We start from the raw sequence: 13,390 nt of genomic DNA, 5'->3' as shown, positions 1-13,390 counted from the left end.
TATATCTCTCCAGTTTTATTTATGATTTCTAACCTTGGTAATTCCACTTCCAAAATTCATAGAAATTACAGCTTCTTTCTCAAAGTTATTGTTTACTTGATTTTGGATATTAACTTTATATGAAACATCTGAAGAACTGCCTTTTTCTTCACTTAAAGAAAACTCTCCAATCATTTCTTTTTTAATTATAGGCTTTTTTTCTCCCACAGGTGCAAGCTCTATTATTCTCTCATCAGATAGTTTTGAGAATAATTCATTGAATCCCTCTTTCTCATCCTTTTTTAAATCTATGATGTATCTACCACTAAACATCATAGGCATGACTCTATCATCTATAGAATCAAACGAGACTAAAATGTATTTATTATAATTTTTATCTATATCTTCTATAATAGTTCTATACTCTACTCCGACTCCCCCTTTGAAGGCTTCTGCTTTGTTTTTATATCCTTCTGATAAAACAATTATTACTTTTGAAGCACTTAATCCTTCATGCATCATTTGTTTAAATTGCATTGCTGTATTATTTTGTACAATGTTTCTATCTAAGTCAGCTTCATATCCACTTTTTCTCAGAAAATTTACAAACTCAACAACCTTTTTCATATGCTCTTCATTATCCCAAGAATATGTCACGAAAATATCATTCTTTTCCATACTACTTATCCTCATTTCCCTCTTCAGGTGTAATCTTTCTTATAATGTCATTCACTAGCTTTCCATAATCTAAGTCCAACATTAATTCCTCATTAAATTCTAATCCTTCATTATTAAGTTCATTCCATTTACCATTTTTCTTATACTCAGCAGCTAATTCCGCTGAACGTCCCCCTACAGAACCTATTAGAAAAACGGGAATATTATTCTCTTGAGCAATTTTGATTTCTTCATCAATACCAGGCGATTCACATTCACTCTTCTTTTTTCCCCCTAGACAAATAAGTGCTTTAACTTCTTCTCTCGCAATCATTCTCCTTCTCATATCAGAAAGACTTTTTTCTCTAAGTTTTTTCCCATCCTCACCTTTTACTGCTTCACATTGAACTACCTCTGCTTGTTCCTCAAACTTTTCTAAGCCCTCAGTAACAAAGAACTTGGATATATACATCTTTGTAGTTTCCTTAAATCTATTTGGATTTACATATGTATTTATTTTGAGAATGATATCTTGAAAAGTAGGATGTGCACCAAAAACTAGTTTACAGTTATTTTTAAGTATTTCCTTTGAAAACACAATAACAGCGTCCATTAACGAGTTTTTATACAATTCATCACAATTTGGAAAAGAACCTGAAATCACTATTTCAGTATCTTTGATTTGAGCACTTTTACCAAAATGTTTTTTGAGTATGTGATAAAAATCATCACAGTTTTCTTCAACTATATGATCTCGTTCTTTCATTAGCTTTATATTGTTAGAAAGTATTAATCCTGAATCAAAACTTCTTATTGTTCCACTAATCTCATTTTCTAAAAACCCTTGGAATTTTTCTACATCTTCGTCAACATATTTTCTTCCAAAAAATTGAATGTACTTTTCCATAGGTCTCTGCGGATACGGATAACCTTTTCTGTCTGCCCTTAATCTATATATCAATTCTTCATTTAATACTCCTTCAAATGAATACTTATGCTCAGAACAAAATTCTCTTATTTTTTTTACACTACTTAAAATTTTATTTGATCTGGTCATAATCATTTTAAAACTTTTGTCTAATATTTCATCTGCAAGTTTAACTGTTTTTGTTTCATTTTCAAATACCGAACTTGAACATTCTATATGCGGCTTATCTCCTGGCTTTATGTATAAATTTGAGTCATCCGCCTCGTCAATTTTAACCCAAAGAATAGGTATATCATATAGAATCGCATGTACTAATTCTCTTTGTATCCACTCTGATTCTGCTGCTTTTTTTGTATGTAAAAATATTAAAATATCACTTTCGGCTAAAGCATCATAGATTTTTTCCTGTGCTTCTTCTCCTATTTTAACATCAACAACATCTCTAAATGCTCTTTCTTCAAATTGTTTTTTTATGGTATCGAAAAGAACTGCTGTAATTTCTTCTCCATCCACTCTTCTATGACTTAAAAATAGTAAACATTCTTTTCTATATAAAGTAGGTTTAATTTTTGCAAGTAAATTTCTTGCAAAAACTTTTGCAATGGTTTCAATGTAATCCTCTTTTATATTTCTTACTCTCAACTGCTCATATAAATCGAAGCTTTGCTTACTACTTATGGGTTCTGTTGGAATTCTATACTCTTTATCTACTGCAACCGGCCAAAACTCAACTTCTTTTTCTTTTAATCCTTCTATCAGCTCTAGCGCTTCTCTCGAATAAGGTTCATTATCGTTAAACACTACTACTATGTCTTTTTTATTTACATCTTCTTCAAATGAAGCATACATTCCAATATCACTTATTTCCATAACTTTAGAATTATAATACATCAACTGCTTAATACATTCATCCTTAAATCTGTTTGCACTCTCTAATTTACTCATTGTTATTTCAGGCGATATAAAAATAACATTCATCAACTTCACCTCTTCAACTTAAATTTTTCAACTAATAATAATTTTTTTACATAAATATGTCAGTATATCCAAGTATATATTACACCTAAATGCATAATTTTACAATATTCAATCATTTTTTATCTATTCTTTCTAATCTTGATTTGGAAACTAATCAAAGTCTTATTTTCTACATTATTAAAAACACCTAGCTTATAAATAAGTAGGTGTTTTTAATCCTGTGATTAATCTTCAAATCGCTTATAAATCATAAATAAGACTCTTCTACAATCTTCTTCTAATTCTTTTTTATGATATTTTTTAATTTCGTCAAGAATATCTTCATATATGCTAATTAGTTGATAACCATATTCTAGATTTTCACTTTGTGATTCTAAAACCTTATTGACCACATTATTAATTTCCTCTGATTCTTTTAATATATTTAGTGCTATCATGTGAAATTCTAAATCATCAATTTCAGAAAAAATATCAAACTTATAATTTTTATAGATATCTTTGTAAAAATTCAGCATATGGGATCTGAGTCTGAGTATATGTTCACTATTACCACTTAAAATTACTTTAGCATTGATTATTGTTTTTTCACATTTATACATTGCTTTTAATTTTTCGCCTGTTTCACTCAAACCAATAACTATAAATTCATTTAACAATACTACTTGAGTAGTAACTCTCCCTTTATAAATTTTCTTCATTTTTATTGCTATATTATTTAATAGCTCCAATGCTTCATTATACTGCTTAGCTTCTAGTAATAGCTCTGCAATAAGAATTTCAATATCTATTAGTTCACTTCTTAATTCTAAAAATACCTCTTTTGCTAAATTATACACGTAATGAATATTTTTACTTTCAGTACATTTAATTTTTAGTTTATATTCCATATTTATAATATAAGCTAAAAATGTTAGCGAATATGGATCTCTGTCAGTAAATTTTTCACTTCTCTTTTTATAACATCCTCTCAATATTTCTAATGACTCTTCAATACGATTTTTACTTTTTAGAAACAGCGCATAAAAATATTTTATTTCGTAAGGATAAATTTCTGGATATTTATTTTTATACCCTTGTATAATGTTATTAAATTCTTCTTCCAAATCCCCTGAATTTGGAATAAGAAATTTACATCTCATACGATGTTCTCTAATCTTTAACTTTTTAAAATCATCTTCAACTATTTCTAACCATTGATCACATAATTTCTTAACTTTTTTGTTATATCCAAAATAAAACAAAAATTCCATCAATTTTTCATTAACTTTGTTGATTTCATCTTCTGATTTGAGTTGAAAGATTTTCTTCTTGATTTTCTCGTACCATAAATCCATATCAATTGATTTAAAACCCAAAAATAATTCAATAATATTTTCTTCTAGTTTTAAATATAAGTTATAAAATACATATGGTTTACTGAGCACTTCTTTAATCTTAACCAAATACTCTTCTTGAATGTTCTTTTCTTCATTCTTAAAAATCTCGTAATATTGCCATGGCATTTCTACAGCAAACCGCTCTATGTTCTCACTCAGAAATTCAAAGTCTTTTGTGAAGTTAATTCTTTCTTCTTGAATCTTGTCTTTTACTAAATTCTCTTCTACAGCTTCTCTAACCGAAGAATATGCAAATGTAATCAATCCATTTTGCTCTGTAAAAATATATCTTATATCATAATATAACTGCTCAAATGCTCCTTCCTTTTCTATACCTTTATTCTTTAAATATCTTTTCATTTCTGATATTTTTATTCCATTTTTAGATAAAAGAATTGGAACAAAGCATATTTTTATAAAGTTTTTTCCATATATATTGTCATATATACTAATCAGAACATCAATCAATTCTTTACTTAAATCTTTAATATTTGTTGTATCATTATATGTTTTATTTCCTAAATCATTATATTTTTGCGTCAGTATGACAAAATTTATCAACCATTTTATATTCAATGGATTATCAGATTTGGTGATATTTTTAAAAAATTCCATTTCATCTTCTTTTCCATATTCATATGCAATATTCTCAATTAATTCTTCCTTTTTATCTTTCATACCTTTGATATTAATTATATTGAATTTTTTTTCATCTATTTTCTTAAAACTATCTCTAGTAATTAAAATGAATTGTAGATTATCTGGTAAACTTTCTGGTAACCACCATAAAGTTTTCATTGTGTAATTTTCTATTACATGAAAATCATCAATTATTATAACTAATTTTTCTTTCAGTTTATTTGCCAATTCTGAAAACTTGTTGAGAATTTTAATTTCATCAATTTGATGATCATGAAAAAAGGTTAAATCATCTCTTTTCTGATTTTTTATTCCAATAATTTTTTCTAATTCAAGATTAACTCGTTCAATAAGTTCACTTTCATTTAGTATTTCTCTCTCTAATTGCAAATTTAATAAAACCCTTCTTCTACCTTCAAATGTTGTTTCAATGATTTTATTAATAAATGAACTTTTTCCTATCCCCTCTTCACCTTGTATAATTATTGGTTTCTTTTCATTACTTAAATAACCATTAATTTCTTCAAAATACTCCTTAACATTTACAAAATTTCTATTTTTAAAAGTATACAATCTGTTATAGTCTTTCTCTTTTTGAGAAAATTCCCCAAACTCCTTTGAATAAATCTCTTCATAAAAATTTAATATATCCTCTATCATTTCATCAATCAATTTATCACAATTATCATATTCTCTGATTTCTGTTACTCCAAAATCCTTAAAAAATTTTTCAATACTTTTATTCTTTATTCCCTTTTTCTTATATATGAGTTTTTTTATATTTTCATTCTGAAATGCTTCTCTAAACTCTAGTTCAAGAACACTTCGCTTATTTTTAATTGCATCCTTAATTTTTTTTTCATATTTTAGAAAATCATCATTCATTTTTTCTGACAATATACCACTATAAAACACTTCAATATCTTTTTCTACTATGCACTGTCCTGTATTTTCATCAATTATACCTATAAAAAGATTAGATTGATTTATTTTATTTAAGCAAGTTATCGCTGCATATAATTTCCCAACGCCATCTCTAATACCCACTTCAAAGTCGTAATAATATAGATTTCTTCTAATCTCATTAAGTTTATAATTAATAGCATTAGAAACTTTGTTTCGAATTAGTCCTCTTATTTTCAATATTTCATCCGAAGAAAATACTGATGATATAAATATGTGTTCAGAAAACAATTTCTCACTCCTTTTTATAATTACTCATTTTCCCTTTAATGTCATATGCCTTATAAATATACTTGTCCATATCTTTGAAAATATTTATTATAGGTTATTTAGTTTAATTATTAGGTTTAGCAAACTATTATTTCCCATAGTTTAAATTAATCTTTTTATTCTATATAACGAATCTAATGGATAATAATTAGTATACCCATAATAGTTATTATCACTTCCTTTTTTCCTCCATTGTTTATACCAATCTTTTAAGTCATCTACATATATATCTTTGAGATGCTCTGTAGAAACATCATAATTAAATGTTGGGAAATCTTGCTTGTTTGCAAATTTTTCAAAAACCTCTTGCAACATTTCTTTTCTATATTGCGAGAGTGTTTTTTTTCTTATTATTTCAGTGCCAACTATTTCGCTATATATCCAACTTGAATGTGTAGTATCACCATCAAGTGAATTTTCTGTGTTTAATAAAATAACCGCTTCCACTTTATCTATCATTCTTTGCAAGGCAATATTCAACATCATATAAACATGACTAGCAGCTCTATTACATTTATCATAATCATATAATACACCACCATTAGGCTTCGATCTCTTATCGCTGTAATTGTTATTGATATCTCTCAATAAATCATCTGCATAACCCCAGACTCCTGAATCTACAAAGCAAATTAATTCAAACTTTTCATAAATCCATCCAACTAAACTTAATACTAATTCTTCATCTACATGGGAATGAGATATAAATATATCTGCTTTTATTTGAGGAAACCATTCATCTTGAAGCTTTGTTCCATTAATTTTTCCCTCTTTAAAAAAGCTCTTAATATTATTTTCTATTTCTTTTTTTTTAGCTTTTAATAACTCTTCTCCTAATTTTTTATACTTTATAAATTCACCTCCATTTAAATCCATAAATTCACTTTTAGTTAATTCTAACTTAAATCCTGCAAACATAAATTCTCCTCCAGCTTTTTCATATTTTAGTTTTTTCGACAATTTTATAAACAAGATTCCTTAGTACAAAATTTTCTTTATTTATTTTTACATAAATATCCCATAATATCCAACTATATATTACACCTAAAAATACTATTTTACAATATCTCCTTGAGTATATGGAATTATTTCTTTTTGATAATTAATACATCCTCACTATAAACATGTTGTTAAGCAGTTCATTTATTGCTTTAATATTTTCTTGTATATATAATTTATCCTCTTCATTATTTAAATTGAGATTTCCTTCAATCAAATTACTTGTAATATTTGAATAAATATAGTAATCTTAGACCTCAAAAAATATTTTAACTGCTCCCTCCTCATATAGTGATGAATGGGCACTTAACCTATTGAAAAAACTCGCGGAAAAATAAATGTTTAAAAAAACACAGTATACAGTTACAGTAAATTCCATAATTACAGCCAACATATACACCCACGTTATGCCTAAGGAGCGGATTACAGCAGTGGAGAAATTAAACAGACTGTTTGTCTAGTTTTTATTCCTTATTAAAAACTAGTGCGGGAAAAGTGCGGGAAAAGTGCGGGAAAAACGCAAAAAATCACAAAAAGCGAATTCCCACTATTGTGAGAACCCGCCTGTATCAGTGTTTATGGTACTCCTAACAGGATTCGAACCTGCGACCCCCGGATACCCTGAAAGCCTGTCCAAAGCAATCTACAAAACCCTAAAACTATTGATATCACTGGCTTCAGCGACTATACCATACTTTACCAAACTGTACTTATCGAAAACTTTTGCGGGAAAAATGCGGGAAATTCGCCTGTACACTTTTTATTTTTAAAGATTCAGTTCCTTACAAATTGTTATGTGAATAATGCTGAAACATGGAACGTTATACTCAACTTTAAATATTCGAATAATGAATTCTATAAAAATATATATGATTCGTCGAAAATTTAACTATCGATAATTTTATTTCTATTTTTTAGATTAAGGAATAGTTTCAATTTTGTCCATTAACTTAATGGTATTTGTGTATCTTATAAAACTATTACACAAAATTGTTTACTGATTGTCTTTAAAATAATAATTTAATAACATATTAAACTTGGATTTTGCATCATCATTTCCTTTATTATTATATTTAATAATAAATTCACTTTCCAGAGCTTTAAGTTCTTTAAAAAAAGAAGTATTAAGATTTATAAGATTCTTTGACTTAGCTTGATTATCGTCCTTTATCTGTGATATCAACGTTTCTTTAAAATAATCATAAAATTCTTCACGTATTTTTTCACTTGCATTAAACCCTTTTAGAAAATCTACTACATCATTTAAATATTCCCTTTTGTTTGATAAATTTGATTTAATTTCCTTCTCTAAATTATCCTCATTTTCTTTGAAAGGTTTGAACGGATTGTTTGTATAAACGTATAGTTGATACATTTCTTCTAATGCTTTTCGAAATCCATTTTTTTCTGATTCTTTTAAATCTATTTTGTAGAGGTTATCGCTATTACCAAGAAATTTTGTTTCCATATTAATCAAAGCAGCCTCAATAGCATCTTTACCATATTTAAATTCTTCTAAAAGCTCACTATTTTCTTCTGCCATAACATATGTATATGCTTTATGAAATAATTGATACCACCGATGAAAATTGACTCCCCAAAAACCCAATGTTGCCCCTTTCTCTATTCTCGAATGATTAGCTTCTGCTGTCTTCCAATGAAATTTCTCCCATGCACTTATAGATGCCTTTTCAAAAACTTTTCCCAATAGCTTAATCACTTTTTCTTTTCCTTGCTTGGACTTTAATACATTATCAACATCATCTATATCAACTATTTCTAAACTACTAAACTCTTTCATTATCATAGATTTTATTAGCTTTCGTATCTGTTTTATATTATTTTCATAATACTCATATTTTAATTTTATTAAATCTTTTCTTCCACAATAGGCTATAAGATTATTTTTTAAAACTAAGTAGAAATTTAATTTTCTCTCCTCACTGCACCTAATATTATTTATTATTTCATCTCTTCCTTTATCCGATAAAATATACTGTATTGACTTTGGGGAATTCAAAACATTTTCTTTACTCCAATTAATATTAGCTATTTGTTTTTCATTACCTGAGTAGAGAATATCAATACCTGAAAAAACGCAATATACCGGTGCTTGAGGTATTATCTTGTAAACATAAGGCAAGATTTTTTTCAGTTCATTAGGACGCCCAGAATCCAATTTCTTTATGTATAGGACTCCTATATCATCTAACGGAATACTCTTATCTGATTTATACTGATATATTATCTCTTGCAATGCATATTCTGAACCTGCTTCCCACTCAACATGGTCTAAGCCATATGTATCCAGAACAGTTAACTTAGATATTTCTAATTCTTTCATAAGTAAAGCATACTCATTTGAAATATTATCATGTATTTTAACTGATTTAATAATTCCTGTAAGTGATTTATTATTTTTAACCTGAAGGCACATAGTTAAAAGTTTTTTTTCTTCTTTTGTAGTCTCTTTCAAATTAATTTCAAACGAGTTACTTTTTATTTCTAGTTTCTTTTTTATAGTTGAAGTTAATTTATCATAAATCTTTTCGCAAACCTCTTTAAAGACATTATCGATATTAAGTTTAATTGTATCTTTTGCATCAATAATTACAGATTCCTCCAACGTTTCTAATTCTTCATATAATTCTTTTGTAGAGAGAAAACTTTCAAATTCAGTAGTATTAAAAAAGCCATCAACATTTATAATTGTAATATATAGCTCTCTCATAATATTTTCTTTTTTAAAATTTTCTTCTATTCCCAGATTTTCTTTTTTTACACATTCTTGCTTTACAGCGTTATAACATTTCAATTGATATCTTTTAAAATTGAACTCATCTTTCATGCATTCTTCAAAAAGAACTTTTTCAATTTCTCTATTTATTTCGCCCTTCCATATTTCTTTGATAATTTTATGAAAATCATTCAAATTATCAATTTCTCTCCCCTTCGCATTAAAAAGCTCTGTATATTTCTTTTTTGAAGTAACAATTTCATGGATTTTAATCAACATATCCCTATCACAAATATATTTGATTTGTTCTAGTGGAATGTTTCTTATAAGTATTTCTAAACCTTCTATGTATATATCTGATAATTTTTCTCCATCATAATTCTTTCTTAGCAAAAGAATTTCCTCTAATGAATGTAAGATTTTTTTGGTTCGCTTTCTTTTTTTATCATATTTCATATTATAACAAATACATTTGACCAGATAATATATATTTTCCAAATAAGTATAGCTATTAAGATTTTTATTATAGTTTTGAAACCCTAATAATTTATGATAAATAAACAAAACAGGTTTTAGAGAATTAGCTCGTTTTATTTTTCTATGAAATTCTTCTTTAGACATAAACTCTATCTCAGCAAAATTTCTTTCATCAAATATACTTAAATCATAAATAACATTTGTTCTGGTTGTTTGTCCATCATTGGTAGCGCAGAAATTTTCTTTATGAAGTGCAAAATCTGAGGCAAATGACGATTTGCCAGCTCCACTTCCTCCCAATAGTAAAAATGTTGGTTTATTTTCATATGTTTTTATTTCTTCATGAAGATCATATATCCATTCAATATGGTATACATGTTCATCAATTTTCCCATAAATTATACAACCTTTTTCCCTTAAATAATCAAGTATACATTGAATCTTCAAATAGTATACTAATTTAAATGGATTTTCTCCACTTTCTATATTCGCAACTGATTGATTCATTCCTAGTATAAAAGTATCATTCCCAATAGATTTATATACTGGGCCCCCAGAAAACCCCTCCATAAGTTTTAAATCTTTGTAATTATTATAATAATGATAGTCATCATTGATTTGATAGACTCCAATAAATTTATTAGCAGGAAAAATTTTTTTAATCATTCCTTCTAATTGAACTTTCTGACTTATTTCATCATCCAGCATTACTCCTGGATAACCTTCCATATATACCCTCTCTCTCTCCTCTAATTCTTCTTGATAAATTCTAGTCTCTAGATTTATGGAAATGTTTTTATCAATCAAAACCAATAAAGCCGCAATGTCTTCATGGGATTCCATGTAATTCGGCTCAATGAATATTTCTACTCTTTCTATGGATTCATCACTTATTTTCTCTCCATTATCATCAAATATCTGTAATAAGATACAATTCTTTAAGTCCCTCCCCGCCTCACATTTTTCTTCAATTTCACATAATATATGTCTATTAGTAAAAACAATATAACTATTACAGTTATATTTATAATCATATTTATCATAACTACATGGATACATAATCCCTGTGCCAATATTCTCAACTGTTTCAATAAGTACTATATTTTTCTTTATTTTACTCATTCCCTTCCTATAATAACTTTATTTTTTTGGAATCACTCTGTATACCTTTAAATTTAGGATCAATACTTCCCAACTCAACTTCCGTATAAATCTCTAATTTACTTGATAAACTTTTATATAATTTTTCTAATAATTCCTTACTAGGGTGTTTTTTATCCCATATACTTCTGCCAGTTATTATTAATTTATCACACTCAACTTTTTCAGAAAAACTTGCTAAATTTTCATTATATTCTTCCGCACCATGATGTGGTACTTTAATTATATCAATCTTATTTATAGGATAAGGCAACTCGTTTTTTCTTAATTCTTCAATTGCATTTTCAATCTTCCCTGAATATGCATCTCCAGTAAATAATACACTCTTCCCTTGATATTCAATTATCAGTACAATTGAATTCTTATTTATCAGTTTTGCATTTCCCTTTTTCCCTTCATACTTATATTTCTTATAATCATTATTAACCTCTCTTGCACCAGCTTTATCTGGATTTAAGAATGTCACATATACGTTCCTTTCTTTACTTTCATCATATAAAAAAATTCTACGCTTGTCTTTTGATAAAAAATGTAACATTCTATCTCCATTCTGATATTTATGACTAAAGCTATTAATAACCTTTTTAGTTCGTATTAATTTTTCAAAACGTTCTGCTTGTTTGTAAGATATAAACTTTTTAGTTACATTATTATAAACAATTATGCACTCTTTTAGCTGTTTATTTATACAGGAAGCTGCCCCTTTTGAACAATCAAATAGACTTAGAATACCACCTAGATGATCATTGTCAATATGTGTCACAACTATACAATCAAGTTTTTCTAGCTTAGCTATTCTTTCTACGATTTTTTTAAAAGAGTCGCTTTTTTTCCCTTCACGATTTCCGTCGATTAATATATTGCACTCATCACCTTGATCATTAGCTATCATTACTAGAAAACAATCCGCTTGTCCTTTACTTAGCAATTCAATCTCAAATTTCATTTTCACAACTCCTTATAATATTTTCTCTTTCAAAAACTCCACATCTTCTTTTAATTTCAACACATGCATTTTCTTATGACAGTTTGGACACAATGCAACTGTATTATATATAGTGTCTTCTCCACCTTCTGATAACCATACAATATGATGTGTTTCTAAATAATCCTCACCAGCTTTATTTTTAAATGGCGCTGGTTGTTCACATAGCTGACATATTCCTTTAGCTACTCTTTTTGCATATTCTGCTACATCTGCATTTCTTTCATAAACTTTAGTTGTTGTAGTTCTTGTTCCTGGTTTACCTTTAATATTCTCGGTTTTCTTTCTTAATTGTTCATTATTCAGTTTTTTTGCCATCTTTTCTCTTTGTTTTTCTTTATTATCAAGAACATCTTTTGGTATTCTTATTTCTTCACATCTATTTACTTGTTTTAATGGAAATACCCATACTGTCCTTAGATTATTTTCTGCATCAAGCTGCTCTTCTTGGTAAGGGGTATCCACAAGCTCTACTTTTCCTTCATATATGTATTCATTTTTTTTGAACACCTCAAATAGATGAACTTCTACTCCGTTTGTGTTTGATTCACTTAATGTTATGTTTTGTCCATAATTTAAGTCTTGGTTTCCTACTTGTCCCATTCCAGTGTAATGGAATACATCTTCAATCCATCTATCTTCATAAAGTGATTTTGTATGATCAGAAATAATACATAGTGTATTTGTTTTATGAGCTCTTCTCATTCCTGATGCATTTGCACATTTGAATACGCTCATTAATTCCTCATTGGAAAAAATTTGACCATTATTCAGGTTATCTATCCTCTGTTTAATTATATTTTTCTCAATATCTTCGATATATGATTTTAATTCTGGATTATTATTTAGAATTAATCCTGATCTTATTGAACCATTCAATCCATTTTTAAGTAATAAATTATACGATAGTTTATTTGCTTCTTCTTCAGAAAACAAATCTAATAATTTCAATCTTGTATATACTGTATTTTCACTTAAATTCTCAGTTTCACTTTCCAACACATATGCGCTATCATCTATTCCATCTGATTTAGTAACGTTAATATTTTTTACTTTTGTCTTAATCATAATCTTTTTATTATCATTTCCTAAGTAAATGTATACGATGTCCCCACATTCCATTTTATTTAGAATCTCCCAATCTACTTCCTTTAAGTCTTTGAATGAATTAATTACATCATATTTATCTGTATCAACTGGATATATCCAACTTCGTTTCATCAAGTTTCTCCTTTTATTTT

Annotated in this window: 7 protein-coding genes; all 7 read right to left on the bottom strand. The window is 27.5% G+C overall.

Annotated features, from left to right (window positions below; genetic code table 11):
• Window positions 1-15: 15 nt before the first annotated feature.
• Window positions 16-657 (bottom strand): SEFIR domain-containing protein, encoded by a 642-nt coding sequence (locus OW730_RS08955; protein ID WP_271228686.1) that lies wholly within the window; start codon window positions 655-657, stop codon window positions 16-18.
• Between the two features lies 1 nt (window position 658).
• Window positions 659-2,542 (bottom strand): SLOG domain-containing protein, encoded by a 1,884-nt coding sequence (locus tag OW730_RS08950; RefSeq protein ID WP_271228685.1) that lies wholly within the window; start codon window positions 2,540-2,542, stop codon window positions 659-661.
• 224 nt (window positions 2,543-2,766) lie between these two features.
• On the bottom strand, window positions 2,767-5,751 hold the full coding sequence (locus tag OW730_RS08945) for an ATP-binding protein (protein WP_271228684.1): 2,985 nt from the start codon (window positions 5,749-5,751) through the stop codon (window positions 2,767-2,769).
• Window positions 5,752-5,892: 141 nt separating this feature from the next.
• Entirely contained in the window at window positions 5,893-6,708 is an 816-nt protein-coding gene (locus OW730_RS08940) for a hypothetical protein (protein WP_271228683.1), read from the bottom strand.
• Window positions 6,709-7,783: 1,075 nt separating this feature from the next.
• Entirely contained in the window at window positions 7,784-11,125 is a 3,342-nt protein-coding gene (locus tag OW730_RS08935; protein ID WP_271228682.1) for a hypothetical protein, read from the bottom strand.
• Between the two features lie 7 nt (window positions 11,126-11,132).
• Entirely contained in the window at window positions 11,133-12,110 is a 978-nt protein-coding gene (locus OW730_RS08930) for a ComEC/Rec2 family competence protein (protein WP_271228681.1), read from the bottom strand.
• Between the two features lie 12 nt (window positions 12,111-12,122).
• Window positions 12,123-13,370, bottom strand: a complete 1,248-nt coding sequence (locus tag OW730_RS08925) for an HNH endonuclease (protein ID WP_271228680.1) — start codon at window positions 13,368-13,370, stop codon at window positions 12,123-12,125.
• Window positions 13,371-13,390 lie beyond the last annotated feature (20 nt).

The organism is Oceanirhabdus sp. W0125-5 (assembly GCF_027938815.1).
Taxonomy (GTDB): domain Bacteria; phylum Bacillota; class Clostridia; order Clostridiales; family Clostridiaceae; genus Oceanirhabdus.
Note: the sequence above shows the minus strand (reverse complement) of the source record. Positions and strands in the feature narration are given on the sequence as shown.

What these genes read in the sequence shown, in the direction of transcription:
- OW730_RS08935 (WP_271228682.1), bottom strand. Translation starts at nt 11,125, where the DNA reads ATGAGTAAAATAAAGAAAAATATAGTACTTATTGAAACAGTTGAGAAT.
- OW730_RS08930 (WP_271228681.1), bottom strand. Translation starts at nt 12,110, where the DNA reads ATGAAATTTGAGATTGAATTGCTAAGTAAAGGACAAGCGGATTGTTTT.
- OW730_RS08940 (WP_271228683.1), bottom strand. Translation starts at nt 6,708, where the DNA reads ATGTTTGCAGGATTTAAGTTAGAATTAACTAAAAGTGAATTTATGGAT.
- OW730_RS08950 (WP_271228685.1), bottom strand. Translation starts at nt 2,542, where the DNA reads ATGAATGTTATTTTTATATCGCCTGAAATAACAATGAGTAAATTAGAG.
- OW730_RS08925 (WP_271228680.1), bottom strand. Translation starts at nt 13,370, where the DNA reads ATGAAACGAAGTTGGATATATCCAGTTGATACAGATAAATATGATGTA.
- OW730_RS08955 (WP_271228686.1), bottom strand. Translation starts at nt 657, where the DNA reads ATGGAAAAGAATGATATTTTCGTGACATATTCTTGGGATAATGAAGAG.